Raw genomic sequence first — 14,474 nt, 5'->3', positions numbered from 1 at the left:
TGTGTCCCCCCATCTGCGGCATGTCCGTCACCTGCTCGACAAGGGTCGTTTCCCCTGGGCGCATTCGTACGTGGATCGACTGATATCCGACGCGCCCTGCGATCCGGAGCCGCTGTTGCTGAAGGCGCTGATCCTGGATCATGAGGGTCGTTCCTTCGAGGAGCAGGCGCGACAGGCGGAGGCGCTGGGCGGCCGCTACACCCCGCTGCTCGAACGGCCGGCTCCCGCCCCGCCTCGGCGCGACACCCGCGGGGCGTGGGTCTTCTGCCTCCTTCTCCTGACGAGCGTGTTCGAGGTCGTCGGAGAGCGGGTCACCGGCCTCGACCACCTGCCGAGGGGAGGCGCGCCCGGCGTGCTCCTCGCGGTCGCCGCGTGCGTGGCGGGCTGGGCCGCCGTGGTCAGGCTGAGGGGACAGCCGCCCGCTGAGGTGGCCCGCGGGCGGATCGCCACGGTCAGGGCCTTCTACGCAGGCCTGGACGACCGGAACCTGCGCTTTCGCGCGGGCCTTGCCTCTCTGGCCCTGTTCGTCGTGCCTGTCATGTCGAGCCTGGGGTCCGAGATGATCCCGTTCGTCGCGCCCGCCCTGTCCAGGATCGTCTGGACCGCGATGCTCTGCGCGGCAGGCGCGGCGCTCGCCTGGCTCTTCATGGGGGACGCCCTCCTCAGGGCGTTGCGGGTGAGCGGGGTCGTGCGGGTCAACGTGGTGCTGGCGGGGGCGCTGCTGGCCGTACCGGTGTGGGCGCTCGGCGGCTGGCTGCCGACGCTGCCGTGGGTGATCGCGCTGGGTGTCAGGCTCAGGCGGGAGGGCGCGCTTCAGCGCCGCCCGCGCTGAGGAAGGGCACCAGGTGGCGGCGGGCGAAGGCCCTGGCCTGCTCGTCGCTCTCCAGCGGAATCGCCGACGACGGCGTCAGAAGGAACGACAGGGAGATCCTGATGAACATCTCCGCGATCGCCTCGGCGTCCGGCGAGTCGAGGTGCGAGGCCACGAACCGCCTGGCCACCGCCATGTACGGCTCGGCGCCCGTGGTCAGGTGCGGCAGGATCGTCTCGGGCTCGCCCGCGAGCAGGCGGCCGAGCAGGGAGTGGCCGCGCACCAGGCGCAGCGTCACCGCGAACCCCTCCACGACCTGCTCGGCAGGCGTGGGCAGCCCCGCGACCGCCTGTTCGAAGTCGCGCAGGAATCGGCGCAACTCTCTCAGGATGACGCCCTGGATGAGGTCGTTCTTGCGTGAGAAGCGCCGGTAGACGGTGATGCGCGACAGCCCCGCCTGCCTGGCGACGTCGTCCATGGTCGTGCCCCGCACCCCGTACGCCAGGAACCGCGCGTAGGCCGCGTCGAGGATCCGCTCGCTCGCCGCGTCGGTGCCGTCGTCGGCGTGGAGCAGGTCGAGCAGCGTCATGAGACAACGATAGGAGTTTTGTAGCACCATGTCCCCGCCGGAGGTGGGCGAGGGTCCTGGAAGAGATCGAAAGCCCGGAGATGCCGCTCGATGTACGCGAAGATGAGAGCGCGCCGCTGCTGGACCCGGAACCGCTTGTGCGACCGAGTGATCGCATGCACACTCGCGGTGACGCCTGCCCCATATACCCGGTTGAAGGCATGACATCGCATAACCTCCCGGCTGAACCCAACCGTTTCGTCGGCCGCGCCCGCGACGTCGACGAACTGCGCGGGCTGCTGCGTGACCAGCGCCTGGTCACGCTCTGCGGTGTGGGCGGCATCGGCAAGACGCGCCTCGCGCTGCGCGTGGCGGGCAGCGTCGTCGGCGAGTTCCCCGACGGCGTGTGGCTGGTCGAGCTGGGCAGGATCACCAGCCCCGACCTGGTCGCGCACGAGATCGCGACCGTGCTCGGGGTCAGGGAGGAGCGCTCGCGCCCCGCTCTCGACGGCCTGCGCGTACGGCTGCGCGGCGCGCGGGCCCTGCTGCTGCTCGACAACTGCGAGCAGGTCGTCGAGCGCTGCGCCGAACTGGTGGCCGAACTGCTCGCCGGCTGTCCCGACCTGCGCATCCTGCTCACGACCAGGGAGGCGCTGCGCATCCCCGGCGAGCTGGTCTGGCGGGTCCCCCCGCTCGACCTGCCCGACGCGCGCCACCCCGACGCCGAGGCCGTGCTGCTGTTCACCGACAGGGCCATGGCCGCGGGCACCCGCCTGGCCGCCGGCGACTTCGACGACGTCGCCAGGCTCTGCGTGGCGCTCGACGGGCTCCCGCTCGCGCTCGAACTGGCCGCGGCCCGCACGAGGATGCTGAGCCCCGCGCAGATCGCCGACCGGATCGGCGACAGGTTCAGGCTGCTGACCACCGGCGACCGTACGGCGCCCGCCCGCCAGCGCACGCTGCTCGCCACCGTGGAGTGGAGCCACGACCTGCTCACGGCCAAGGAGCGGGTGTTGCTGCGGCGGCTGTCGGTCTTCGCCGGGCACTTCGACCTCGACCTGGTCGAGCAGGTGTGCGCCGACGAGCGGCTGCTGCCCCGCGAGGAGGTGCTCGACCTGCTCGGCGGCCTGGTGGACAAGTCGCTGCTGCTGGCCGACGGCGGCCGCTACCGGCTGCTGGAGACGATCAAGGAGTTCGCCGGCCGGTTGCTGCGCAAGGAGGACGAGCACGGCTGGTTCCGCGATCGCCACCTGCAGGTGGTCTGCGAGATGGAGGAGCGCTGCTTCGAAGCGGGCTTGGCCGCGCCGCGCGCCTCGTGGCAGGAGCGCAGGCGGTACTTCGTGCGCTCGAGGAACCTGGTCGACGACTGCAGGGTGGCGGTCGACTGGGCGGTGGAGTCCGGCAACGCCCTGCTCGGGCTGCGCCTGGCCTACGTGGCCTCGGCCATGCTGGCCGTCCACGGGGAGATCGCCGAAGGCGTCGACTGGTTCGAGAGGCTCCTGCTGCTCGACCTCACCGGCGTGCCGCCCGAGGTGGTCGCGCTCTGCAAGGGCGCTCTGGCCTACGGCATGGAGGCGAGGGACGACCTGGCGGGCTGTGAGCGGGTGGTCGCCGAGGCGCTCAAGGAGCAGGAGAAGGTCCCGCACAGCCTGGGCAAGGGCGTCACGCTGAACGTCGCGGGGGTCCTGCTGCTGCGCACCGGCCAGTTCGACAGGGCCGAGCGGCACTTCGACGAGGTCGTGGCGACCACGAGGCAGCACGACGACACCTTCAACCGCGTCATCGCGCAGTCGTGCCTGGCCGTGCTGGCGGGCGTCAAGGGGCAGCTCAGGCTCGCGCAGCGGCACGCGGGCGAGGCGCTGGCCGTCGCCAAGGAGAACGGGCACCCCTGGCACGTCGCGATGGCCACCAGCCAGCTGGCCGCGGTGGCCGAGTGGCGCGGCGACACCGAGGCGGCCGTGACCCACTACAGGGCGGCCGCGGCCATCTTCGACGAGCTGGACAACAGGGTCGAGATGGAGCGCTGCCTGGTCATGGTGGCCAAGGTCGCGATCGCGCGCGGCGACCACGTCACGGCGCGGAGCCTGCTGGCCGAGTGCCTCGCGCTGGCGCAGAGCACCGGCCAGCGGCTGGGCATGGCCAGGGTCCTGCGGGTGCTCTCGCGCCTGGCCGACGTCGAGGACGACGTCCAGGGCTCGGTGCTCGCCTCGGCCGCCGCGGTCGCCCTCGCCGAGGAGATGGGCGAGCCCGTGGCGTCGGGCAGGATCGAGCAGGTGCTCGCGCGCGCCCGCGACAGGCTGGGGGAGGGCCGTACGGCGCTGCAGTGGTCGCGCGGAAGGGAGCTCGACCCGGTCGAGATCGCCCGCCTCATTCTGGACGGCAGGCGCGAGCAGGGCCCGCTTCCCGTTCCCGCCGTGGCGGAGGTGCCGCACCCCGTGCTCACCGCCAGGGAGCAGGAGATCGCAGGGCTGCTCACCCGCGGCCTGTCGAACAGGGCCATCGCCGACGAGCTGGTCATCAGCCCCGCCACGGTCGCCAGGCACATCGCCAACATCATGGAGAAGCTGGGCTTCACCTCGCGTTCGCAGATCGCACTCTGGGCGGTCGAGCACAACCTGGGTTCTGCATAACGGTCTGCATATTACGCCCCATGTGCGGGCGAAGCGCGCTCCCTAGCCTGAGCGCATGAGCACAGAAGACCTGCTCCGAAGCCGAGGGCTGCGCCCCGGTGATCGGGTGGTCGTCTGCCTGCCCCGGGGAGAGCACCTCAGCGCGGCGGTGGACGGCGCGATCGCCGTGGGGGCCATCGTCACGGTGCTGCCCGCCGGCTTCGAGGTGGACGAGCACATCAGGGCCAGCGCCGCGCGCATCATGATCTCCGACTCCGACGACGCCATCAAGGCGGCGGAGGACTCACGCATCAGGCAGGTCATCGGCAGCCGGGAACTCAAGGGATCATAAGCTCGCCCTATGTCTTTCGCCGCCAACTTCCCCGTCATGCTCAGGACCGACGACGGCGTGCGGATCGACGCCGCGCACACCCCTTCGCGAGGCAGAGGCGATCTGGGCATCGTGGTGGCACACGGCTTCACCGGCTCGTGGCGTGACCGCACCGCGCGCCGCATCGTGCACGTGCTCAGCGGCTTCGGAGGGGTGGTGGCCTTCGACTTCCGCGGTCACGGCCACTCGGGCGGCGAGACGACGGTGGGCGACCTGGAGGTGCTCGACCTCGACGCGGCCGTACGGCACGCGAGGATCATCGGCTACTCCTGCGTCGCCGTCGTGGGCTTCTCGATGGGCGCGGCGGTCGCCCTACGGCACGCGGCCCTCTACCGCGGCGTGGACGCGGTGGCGGCGGTCAGCGGCCCCGCCCGGTGGTACTACAGGGGCACCAAGCCCATGCGGCAGGTGCACTGGGCGATCGAGCGGCCTGTGGGCAGGTGGGCGGCGCGGATGGTCAAGCGCACCAGGATCGCCAGGGGCCGGTGGGACCCTGTCCCGATGGCGCCCCACGAGGCGGCGGGGCTGATCTCGCCGACCCCGCTGCTCGTGGTGCACGGCGACGCCGACACCTTCTTCCCCGTCGACCACGCCCACCAGGTGTTCGACGCGGCCCGTGAGCCCAAGGAGCTGTGGATCGAGCCCGGTTACGGCCATGCCGAATCGGCGGCCACTCCGGCGCTCATCCGCCGCGTCGGCGGATGGATTTCAACTAATGCGACGAAAGATCGAACCTTTCCCGCATGAATCGCGTCTACCTAGGACGTACGGCAGCAACTCGCGAGGGGACCGCCCACGGCGGACGCGGGGCATCACGCTGCCGCGGGCGAACGCCCAGCGTCGCGGGGGCGCGCTGGGTGCAACTCGGCCAGCGGGCTCCGGTACGGCACGCCGTACCGGAGCCTGGAACGGTCAGCCGAGCCTGGAGATCGTCTTGTACTCCAGGTAGCTCGACAGGCCCTCGGGGCCGAGCTCGCGGCCCACGCCGCTGGCCTTGTAGCCGCCGAAGGGCACGTTGGCCTCCAGCATGAAGCAGTTGACGCCGTAGGTTCCGGTGCGCACCTGGCGGGCCACGTCCATGCCGTGGTCGGCGTCGGCCGTCCAGACCGTGCCGGCCAGGCCGTAGTCGCTGTCGTTGGCGATGCGGATGGCGTCGGCCTCGTCCTCGTAGGGGATGACCGCGAGCACCGGGCCGAAGATCTCCTCGCGGGCGATGCGCATGTCGTTGGTGACGCCGGAGAAGACGGTGGGCGCGACGTACCAGCCCCGGTCGTGGGGGCGGTCGAGGCCGCCGACGACGACCTTCGCGCCTTCGTCCATGCCGATCTTGATGTAACCCTCGACGCGCTCCTGCTGGCGCTTGGCGACCAGCGGGCCGATGCCGGTGGCGGGGTCGGAGGGGTCGCCGACGGCCTGCGAGGTGACCATGCCCGCCACGGCCTCGACGACCTCGTCGTAGCGGCGGTGCGAGGCGAGGATGCGGGTCTGCGCCACGCACGCCTGGCCGTTGTTCATGAGCGAGGCGATGGCGAGCATGCCCATGCTGGCGCCGAGGTCGGCGTCGTCGAGCACGATCGCCGCCGACTTGCCGCCCAGCTCGAGGCTGCAGCGCTTGAGCTGCTCGCCGCAGATCGCGGCGATGCGACGGCCCGCCGCCGTGGATCCGGTGAAGGCGACCTTGTCCACGTCGGGGTGGGAGATCAGGTGCTCGCCGCTCTCGCGTCCCGCGGGGACGATGTTGAGCACGCCGCCGGGGATGCCGGCCTCCTGCACCATCTCGGCCAGCAGGTAGGCGTCGAGCGGGGTCTCGGGGGCGGGCTTGAGCACGATCGTGCACCCGGCCAGCAGGGCGGGCGCGATCTTGGTCATGGAGACGAACTGCGGGACGTTCCACGGCACCACGGCCGCGACGACGCCCACGGGCTCCCTGCGCACGGTGGAGGGGCCGAACAGGCCAGGACGCTGCTCCTCCTGCTGGAAGGTCCTGCCGTACTCGGCGTAGTACTGCAGCATGCCCAGCGGCTGGGGGGCCTGGGCCAGCTGCGAGAAGGTGATGGGCGAGCCCATCTCCTCGGTGATGAGCGCGGCCATCTCGCCCTGCTTGGCGGCGTAGATCTCGGCGAGCCTGCCGATCGCCTCGGCCCGTTCGGCGAAGCTGAGGCGCGGCCAGGGGCCGTGGTCGAAGGCCTCGCGGGCGGCGGCCACGGCGCGGTCCATGTCGGCGGGCGTGCCGTCGGGCACGCGGCCGATGACCTGCTCGGTGTGCGGGTTGACGACCTCGATCGTCCCTGATCCCGCGGGGGCCACCCATTCGCCCCCGATGAACAGCGTGTCGTGCTGGCGCATGTCGTGACCTTCCCGCTTGACCGAGTGCTTGGTTCCCAGGGAGACCGAATCATGTTCTGTGCGGGCACGCAAGGGGGGTACGGCTCGGCGAGCCGTACCCCCCGGCGGGTTACCTGGGGTCGCCGATCAGGTAGGCCAGCGACCGCTTCACCAGGTCGGTGCGCTGGGCCTGCGTGGTGACGCCCTCGACGCCGTACCCGAGCAGCACGGTGTCCTTGGTGAGGATGCCGCCGCCCTCGTCGAAGACCTTGTCGGTGCGGATCCAGTTGTTGAACAGCGGACCCGAGCCGGGCGGCGGGCCGCTCGCGCTCCAGCCGCCGAAGTCGGACTCGAAGGAGGTCTCCTCGGCCACCGCGCCGTCGAGCGTGACCTTCGCGTCGTCGAGGAAGACACCGGCCTGGTGGGTGCTCCAGTCGGTGATGGAGGACAGCGAGATCTCGACCTTCTTGCCCGCGTAGGGAGTCAGGTCGATCTTCCACTGCTGCCAGCCCGCCGAGTTGCCCGAGGCGGCGTGCCAGGCGCCGCTGCTGCCCGTCGGCTCGCAGTTCGGTCCCTGGTAGCGGGTGGTGAACGGATGGATGGTCCGCCAGTGCTGGCCGTTGGGCGTGGCGCAGCTCGAACCCGTGGACTGGCTGGTGTGCCCGTTCACGTCGGGCAGCGTCGTCCAGTCGTCCTGGCCGACGGTGTGCGCCTCGACGGTGAAGAAGTCCCAGTCGGCCTCGGTGTCCAGCGAGGCCCAGAACGTCAGGTCACCGCTGGTCTTCCCGGTCAGGTCGATGGTCTTGGTCAGGCGTTTCCACGAGGCGTCGGCGATGCCGCTCTGCACGTCCCACGCGCCCGTGTGCGGGTCGAACGGGCCGCCCGGCCTGTCCCACGTGATGCCCGCCCTGCTCTCGAACTGCGGGAAGGTCGTCACCGGCAGGATCGCCGAGGTGGCCACCCACGAGTTGTTGTGGTCCTGGTTGTCCGCCGAGTCGCCGCCGTTGAGCGTGGCGGTGAAACCGGCGAACGGGCCCTCGGCGCCCTTGAGCCCGAACGGCTCGTGGGTCTGCGGGCTCGTGCCGCCGTTGTCGAACCAGATGTATGCCCCCAGCCAGTACTGCTGGAAGTCGTTGTTGAGCTCGAAGCACGGCGGGGTGGTGGCTGTCACGCACTCGCCGAGCGCCGCGTCGGGCTGGAAGAAGAAGCCCTGGTTGGCGTGGCGCGCGTAATGGGCGTACTTGCCCGCCGACAGCAGCTTGCCGCCCTCGTTGAGGTAGTCGCGGACCGCGAGCTCGGTCTCGACGCTGTGCCTGGCGATGGTGCCGGGCACCTGCTCGGGGGTGCGCGGGTTGATGTCGTCGCCGGTCTCCCAGATCACGGCCTTGTAGTGGCTGAGCACGCCCAGCGGGTGCGGGGCCTTGCGGCCGTTCCTGTCGATGTCGTAGACGTCGGAGCTGTATCCGGCCTCGGAGACGGCCTTGGCGTAGTCGTCGACGTACTTCGACTCCGTCACGCCCTGGACGGGGCTGATGCCCGTGACGTCCTCGGCCGCCAGGATGAGCACCTTGCCGCCGATGTCGTCGGCCACCTTGTAGGTGAAGTTCGCGCTCTGCTTGGTCAGCGACCTGAACCAGACCTTGACGCTGTCACCCGGCTTGGTGCCGCTGATCTTGCCGCGCAGCCGGTGGTAGTAGACGTCGTAGCCCTTGCCGTAGCGCTCGCCGCCCTTCCACTCGGTGGTCAGGGCGGTCCTGGTGCGTCCGCCGTTGACCTGGTACTGCACGACGACGGGCCCCAGCTTGCGCTTGGCGTTGACCTCCACCACCTGGTCCCTGCCGTGGCTGACCTCGAAGGGGTCGACGACGAAGTCGGGCGTCTTGTTGCCGAGGTGGGTGACGGGTTCCACCGGGTTGGCGGCCGACCTGGCGATGTCGAGGGCGAAGGGGAGGTTCCTCTCGAACTCCGCCTGCACCAGTGCCTCGTCGTCGGGGAAGACGAAGCCGCAGCCCTCGCAGCCCTCGTTCAGCTCGGGCGTCCACGACAGCGTGCCGTACTCGCCGTGGGCGCGGTCGTTGGTGTCGCCGTTGGTGATGTACAGCTCTCCGGCGGCGAGGCCGGGGTTGTACCCCGGTACGGCGGGCTTGGCGTCGGTGCCGCTGAGCGCCTCGTAGACCGGGTTGTCCGCGGTCTCGGTGTACATCTGCCAGCCCGCGGGATAGAGCAGCAGCGGGCCGAAGGAGTGGTAGTTCAGCTGGAGGGCGAACCTGATGCGCCGCATCAGCCCGTCCATGGCCTTGGTCTCGGGCTCGCTGGCCGGGCCCGTGCCCCTGTAGGTCTCGCTGCTGGGGATGCTGGAGGCGCCCTCCTCGTCGTAGTGGAAGTTGGTCGGGAAGTTGCGGTTGGGGTCCACGCCGTCGCCGCTGGCGATCTGCCCGTCGCCGTTGTTGTCGCGCAGGTTCTTGCGCCACAGGCGGTTGCCCTCGGTGAAGGTGAAGTCGTAGCCGTCGGGGTTGGCCACGGGGACGAACCACAGCTCGGTCGTCCTGAGCAGGTCGGCCAGCGCCTGCTTGTTGGCGACCACGTGCTTCAGCAGCCGCATGTCGACCTCGGTGGCGATCCACTCGCGGGCGTGCTGGGTGGCCGAGTAGAGCGCCGCGGGCTTGGCCCCGTCGCGTAGCGTCCTCGCGTGCCTGGTCACCTTGACCGCGAGGATGTCCTGGCCCTTGATCGTCTTGCCGATCGACTGCAGCTTGACGACGTCCTTGTTGGCGTCGGCGATGGCCCGTAGCTGGTCGGCGATGCCGCCCTGCTCGGAGTAACTGCGGAAGACCGTGTAGCCGCCCGAGGCCTGCGCCCTGGCGGCCTCCAGCTGGGTCTGCCCCTGCGGGTTGCGCACGGGCTCCGGCTTGTGGCCGAGCTTGCCGACCTTGGCCAGGTCGCCCTGGTCCGCGGTGAACTCGATGTGCTCCTTGCCCGCGGCGGCTTCCTTCCGCACGACGTCGATGCCGCTCTCCGCGAGCGCCTGTCCCGTGCCGGGAGTGGCGTCGAGCTGGTAGAGCTCGATCCTGTCCGACGGGGGTAACGGAGGGTCTTCGGAGGCGACGGCCTGGCCCGCCACGAGGGAGGTGGCGAGGCAGGCGGTCACGGCCGCGATGAGGGTGAATGTTCGAGCCAAGTTCTGCCCCTTTGCAGAAGACGGGATGCTCGCAATGTCGCCCTCGGCGATGGTCTCGGCAAGACCCAACTGTTGGCCTGCCACCCGACAAAGTGGTAGATACTTCGCCAAAGGCGCACGAGTTCCATGGTTCGGGTGGCAAGCATCAAGATCATCTTCTATAGTCGCTCCGTCTATGAGGGGAGGACGAGCGTGAGATCAGGGCGTCGTGCCGTGCTCGCCGCCACTCTCGTCGCGCTGCTCGCCACCCCCCTCCCGCACGTGGCGGCCGCTGACCCCGACAGTCAGTCCAAGCTGCGCAAACTCACCAAGCAGGCCACGGCGCTCAACACCGTCTACCGGGGCACGATCGAGAGCCTCGAGGACACCAGGCTGTCGGCCAAGCGGGCCACCGAGAGGGCGGCCAACCTCAAGGCGTCGCTGGCCGCCGCCAGGGTCGAGGTGACCCAGATCGCGCAGACCACCTACATCCAGGGGCCGCTCGACGGCACCAGCCTCTTCACCACGGGCGGCGAGCCGTACCAGGTGCTCGGGCAGGCGGCGAACATGGCCTATCTGGCCGCGGAGCGCACCTCCACGCTCAACCGCGTCGAGGCGATGGTCGCCGACGCGCAGAAGGCGAAGAAGGACGCCGACGAGAAGATCGACGACCTCGAGCGCGACATCAAGAAGATGCAGTCCAAGCGGCGCGACATCGAGAAGCTCCTGGCCAAGTACGGCATCCAGCAGCCAGGAAGCGCCTCGGGTCTCACCCAGCGCATGATCACGCTGCGCGACGAGGTCATGCGCAACTTCCCGATGTTCTACGGCGTCGGCTGCCTGCGCGTCGGCGACCCGGGCGAGCACGGCAAGGGCCGCGCGTGCGACTTCATGATGAGCCCGGGCGGGAGCATGGCCACGGGCGCCAACCTGGCCAGGGGCGACGAGCTGGCGCAGTGGCTCATCGCCAACGGCTCGCGCTACGGGGTGATGTACATCATCTGGAAGCAGCGCTACTACGACATCCGCACCGGCGGCGGCTGGGACATGATGTCCAACCGCGGCGGCGTCACCGCCAACCACTGGGACCACGTCCACGTGTCGGTGTTCTGAGCCGGCCTTCCGCGCCCGCCCGGTGACGTGGGCCCTGGAGCGGCGCAGGTCTCCAGGGCGTGGGCCACTCCTTCGGCCGTCTGGCGGCACAGGCCTGCCGCCCGCCGTCGCACAGGTCCTCCCCGTCGTCGGGGATGCCGGCCACGGTCGGGGGCGCGTGGAGCGGGCGTGGGCCCGCCGGGGGGGCGCGGCGGCGGGCTACTGGCGGGCGAGGAAGTCCTTGTACCAGTGGTACGAGGCGCGGGGCGTGCGGCGGCCGGTGGGGAAGTCGACGTGGACCAGTCCGAAGCGCTGGTGGTAGCCCTCGGCCCACTCGAAGTTGTCCAGCAGCGACCAGACGAAGTAGCCGCGCACGTCGACGCCCTCGTCCTGGGCGGCGCGGAGGGCGGCGAGGTGACCGTCGAGGAAGTCGACGCGGGCCTGGTCGTCGAGCTCGGGGTAGGAGCAGCCGTTCTCCGTGACGTACACGGGAGGCAGCGCGTCGCCGTAGCGCGCCCGCAGGCCGACGAGCAGCTCGCGCAGGCCGTCGGGGACGACGGGCCAGCCGAAAGCCGTGGTGGGGTAGCCGGTGATGCCGAGGTCGGTCCACGGCAGCGAGTCGTCGGTAGGGGCGCCGATCCGCGTCGGGTTGTAGTAGTTGACGCCGAGCCCGTCGAGCGGAGCGGAGATGATCTCCAGGTCCCCTTCGCGCACGCAGTCGAGCGTCACACCGTACGCCGACAGGTCGGGGTAGGAGCCCAGCAGCACCGGATCGTTGAACAGGCGGTTGTGCAGGATGTCGTAGGCGTCGCCCGCGGCGGCGTCCTCCGCCCAGACAGGCGTGCAGTTGTTGGTGATCAGCACCCGCTCGGCCCCGGCCGCCCGCAGCGCCCCCACGGCCAGCCCGTGCCCGAGCAGCTGGTGGTGGGCGACGGGGAGGGCGTCGAGCATGAGGGTGTGGCCGGGAGCGTGCACGCCCATGGCGTAGCCGAACACCATGTGCACGAACGGCTCGTTGAGCGTGATCCAGCCGCGCACCCGGTCGCCGAGACGTTCGGCCACGGTCGCGGCGTAGTCGGCGAAACGGTGAGAGGTGTCGCGGTTCAGCCAGCCGCCCCCGTCCTCCAGGGCCTGGGGCAGGTCCCAGTGGAAGAGCGTGGGCAGCGGGGTGATCCCGCGCTCGCACAGCCCGTCCACGAGCCGGTCGTAGAAGTCGAGGCCCTTCGGGTTGACCGGCCCCGACCCCTCGGGCTGGATCCTCGGCCACGACAGGGAGAACCTGTAGGCGTTGACGCCGAGGTCCGACATGAGCGCCAGGTCCTCAGGCCAGCGATGGTAGTGGTCGCAGGCCACGTCACCGGTGTGCCCGTCACGGGTTCTGCCGGGCTGGCGGGCGAAGGTGTCCCAGATGGAGGCGCCGCGGCCGTCCTCGTCTGCGGCGCCCTCGATCTGGTAAGCGGCGGTGGCCGTACCCCACAGGAACATAGTTGGTCATCCTAAACATGGGCCAGGATGAGGGGTATGACGAGTACTCTGCGCCGCCGTCCCTCCCAGCGCCGCAGCGCCGAGCGGGTCGAGCGCATGCTCGACGAGTGCGCCACGCTGCTGGAGGAGGTGGGCTACGACGGGCTGACCACCAAGGAGGTCGCCCGCAGGGCCGAGGTGCCCATCGGCACCTTCTACCAGTTCTTCCCCGACAAGCAGGGCCTGGTCAGGGCGCTCGCGATGCGCAACCTCGACAGGTTTCTCGTCAGGGTCACCGACAGGATCGCCGCGGCCGAGCCCGCGCACTGGTCGCAGCTGTCCGACCTGGCGATCGACGAGTTCGTGGCGATGAAACGCACCACGCCGGGCTTCGCGGTGGTCGACTTCGGCGAGGTGCTGCCCTCCCCGGGGGGCCCGGCGCTGCAGGGCACCAACCACATGCTCGACAGCGCCCTGGAGAACAGCGCCGTGGTCGCCCAGCGGCTGCGCGCCCTGGTCGCGGGGTTGCACGACAAGCCGGCGGGGGAGGGTCTCGACCTGGCCCTGCGCGTGGCGGTCGAGGCGGCCGACGCGGTGCTGAAGCTGGCCTTCCGCACCCACCCCCAGGGCGACGCCGCGCTGATCGCCGAGTGCAAGCAGCTGGTGCGCCGCTACCTCGCCGAGCACCTCAGCGCGGCTCGTCCAGACGCGCCATGAGCGCCTCGTCGAGCGTGATCCCTGCGGCGCCGATGGCCTCGTCCAGCTGGGCCGTCGTCGTCGCTCCCACGATCGGCACCAGACCCTGGGCCAGCAGCCACGCCAGCACCACCTGGTTGGGCGTGGCGCCCAGCTCGTCCGCGACCTCGCGCAGCGCCCGCAGCCGTCCCGTGGTCCCGCTGTGGTCGTAGAACTCGGGAACGGGCCGGTCGGCCCTGGTGTAGGCGCCTGACATCAGCGTGTTGTACACCCACAGCGTGAGGTCCCTCTCCTCTCGCGCGTAGGCCAGGCTCTCGTCGGTGGCCAGGACGTGCCCGCTCTCGGGAAGCCTGGTCAGGGGCCTCGGACGCAGGTAGGTGTGGCGCAGCTGCAGCGCGGTGTAGGGCATCCAGCCGTGGGCCGCGGCGAGGTTCCTCGCCCGTTCGAGCCGCCACGTCACCATGTTGCTCGCGCCGAGCCTGCGGATGGCGCCGGCCCGCGCCAGCTCGTCGAAGGCCCCGAGAGACTCCTCCAGCGGGACGGACCTGTCGTCGATGTGCGACCAGTACACGTCGACGTAGTCGGTCCCCAACCGCCGCAGGCTCCCCTCCACGCCGGCGCGTACGGCCTTGGCCGACAGCCCCTCCGCCGAGCCGAGCGTCGTGTCTCCCGTGATCGTCGGCCGTCCGCCGACCTTGGTGCTGAGCACGACGCTGTCACGGTTGCCGCGCGCGGCCAGCCAGGCCCCGATGGCAGCCTCGCTCTCGTCGCCGGTGCATCCCTCGTTCCAGAACGGATAGTTGTTCGCCGTGTCGATCATCGTGCCGCCCGCCTCGGCGAAGCGGTCGAGGAGCGCGAAGGTGTCCTTCAGGCCGACCCTGGTGCCGAAGTCGATGGTGCCGAGTGCGATGTTCATGGCCGAGACTGTGCGACCTGGAGCGCACTCCATGTCAAGCGGTTGACCTGGAGCCCACTCCAGGTGGGAGGATCGGCCCCGTGAGCGTCTACACCCCTGCTGAAGTGGTCGAGGAGACCGGCTTCAGCATCGACACCCTTCGCTACTACGAGAAGATCGGCCTCCTGGCCCCCGTAGACCGCAACTCCGCGGGCCAGCGCAGGTTCTCCGAGGACGACCTCGGATGGCTCGGCACGATCAGATGCCTGCGCGACACCGGCATGCCGATCGCCGAGATGCTGCGCTTCGCCGAGCTGGTGCGCGCGGGCGACCACACCATCGCCGACAGGATCGCGCTGCTGGAGGAGCACGACCGGCGCGTCAGGGACCAGATCGACAACCTGGCCGAGCGCCAGCGCTACATCCACAACAAGATTTCCTACTATCGCAGCGTGCTGTAGCACGC

Annotated in this window: 12 protein-coding genes; 7 read left to right on the top strand and 5 right to left on the bottom strand. The window is 70.4% G+C overall.

Annotation, left to right across the window (positions count from 1 at the left end; genetic code table 11):
* Positions 1-70: 70 nt before the first annotated feature.
* Positions 71-832, top strand: coding sequence for a hypothetical protein (locus ABFX50_RS17545; RefSeq protein ID WP_346147646.1), 762 nt, complete (start codon positions 71-73; stop codon positions 830-832).
* On the opposite strand, the gene ABFX50_RS17540 is transcribed toward ABFX50_RS17545, so the two are convergent.
* Positions 795-1,400, bottom strand: a complete 606-nt coding sequence (locus tag ABFX50_RS17540; RefSeq protein WP_346147645.1) for a TetR/AcrR family transcriptional regulator — start codon at positions 1,398-1,400, stop codon at positions 795-797. The genes ABFX50_RS17545 and ABFX50_RS17540 overlap by 38 nt on opposite strands.
* 200 nt (positions 1,401-1,600) lie before the next feature.
* On the opposite strand from ABFX50_RS17540, the gene ABFX50_RS17535 reads away from it, so the two are divergent.
* From ABFX50_RS17535 to ABFX50_RS17525, 3 genes are read left to right on the top strand one after another with little or no spacing between them, the layout of a single operon-like run.
* Complete coding sequence (locus ABFX50_RS17535) at positions 1,601-4,009, top strand: helix-turn-helix transcriptional regulator (protein ID WP_346147643.1); 2,409 nt, start codon at positions 1,601-1,603, stop codon at positions 4,007-4,009.
* 55 nt (positions 4,010-4,064) lie between these two features.
* The gene (locus tag ABFX50_RS17530) at positions 4,065-4,340 is read left to right on the top strand and encodes a hypothetical protein (RefSeq protein ID WP_183656508.1); all 276 of its coding nucleotides are present in this window, start codon (positions 4,065-4,067) and stop codon (positions 4,338-4,340) included.
* A 9-nt stretch (positions 4,341-4,349) separates the two neighbouring features.
* Complete coding sequence (locus ABFX50_RS17525) at positions 4,350-5,126, top strand: alpha/beta hydrolase (protein WP_346147641.1); 777 nt, start codon at positions 4,350-4,352, stop codon at positions 5,124-5,126.
* Between the two features lie 165 nt (positions 5,127-5,291).
* Here ABFX50_RS17525 and ABFX50_RS17520 read toward each other — a convergent pair whose 3' ends face one another.
* Together ABFX50_RS17520 and ABFX50_RS17515 are read right to left on the bottom strand one after the other, a co-directional pair.
* Positions 5,292-6,725 carry an aldehyde dehydrogenase gene (locus tag ABFX50_RS17520; RefSeq protein WP_346147639.1) on the bottom strand — a complete coding sequence of 478 codons (1,434 nt, stop codon included), beginning with the start codon at positions 6,723-6,725 and terminating at the stop codon, positions 5,292-5,294.
* A gap of 109 nt (positions 6,726-6,834) precedes the next feature.
* Positions 6,835-9,882, bottom strand: a complete 3,048-nt coding sequence (locus ABFX50_RS17515) for a M14 family metallopeptidase (RefSeq protein WP_346147637.1) — start codon at positions 9,880-9,882, stop codon at positions 6,835-6,837.
* A 192-nt stretch (positions 9,883-10,074) separates the two neighbouring features.
* Here ABFX50_RS17515 and ABFX50_RS17510 point away from each other — a divergent pair, with 192 nt between their 5' ends.
* Positions 10,075-10,974 (top strand): coiled-coil domain-containing protein, encoded by a 900-nt coding sequence (locus tag ABFX50_RS17510; RefSeq protein ID WP_183656514.1) that lies wholly within the window; start codon positions 10,075-10,077, stop codon positions 10,972-10,974.
* A 198-nt stretch (positions 10,975-11,172) separates the two neighbouring features.
* Here ABFX50_RS17510 and ABFX50_RS17505 read toward each other — a convergent pair whose 3' ends face one another.
* Positions 11,173-12,438 carry a GH1 family beta-glucosidase gene (locus ABFX50_RS17505; protein WP_346147635.1) on the bottom strand — a complete coding sequence of 422 codons (1,266 nt, stop codon included), beginning with the start codon at positions 12,436-12,438 and terminating at the stop codon, positions 11,173-11,175.
* A gap of 36 nt (positions 12,439-12,474) precedes the next feature.
* Between ABFX50_RS17505 and ABFX50_RS17500 the strand changes: the two genes are divergently transcribed.
* Positions 12,475-13,134: a TetR/AcrR family transcriptional regulator gene (locus ABFX50_RS17500; RefSeq protein ID WP_346147633.1), complete on the top strand. Its 660-nt coding sequence runs from the start codon at positions 12,475-12,477 to the stop codon at positions 13,132-13,134.
* Here ABFX50_RS17500 and ABFX50_RS17495 read toward each other — a convergent pair.
* Positions 13,106-14,029, bottom strand: a complete 924-nt coding sequence (locus ABFX50_RS17495; protein WP_346147631.1) for an aldo/keto reductase — start codon at positions 14,027-14,029, stop codon at positions 13,106-13,108. The two genes, ABFX50_RS17500 and ABFX50_RS17495, sit on opposite strands and share 29 nt — an antisense overlap.
* Before the next feature lie 80 nt (positions 14,030-14,109).
* Here ABFX50_RS17495 and ABFX50_RS17490 point away from each other — a divergent pair, with 80 nt between their 5' ends.
* Positions 14,110-14,469, top strand: a complete 360-nt coding sequence (locus tag ABFX50_RS17490) for a MerR family transcriptional regulator (protein ID WP_183656527.1) — start codon at positions 14,110-14,112, stop codon at positions 14,467-14,469.
* Positions 14,470-14,474: the final 5 nt, after the last annotated feature.

Source organism: Nonomuraea recticatena (assembly GCF_039533245.1).
GTDB classification, from domain to species: Bacteria; Actinomycetota; Actinomycetes; order Streptosporangiales; family Streptosporangiaceae; genus Nonomuraea; species Nonomuraea roseola.
Note: the sequence above shows the minus strand (reverse complement) of the source record. Positions and strands in the feature narration are given on the sequence as shown.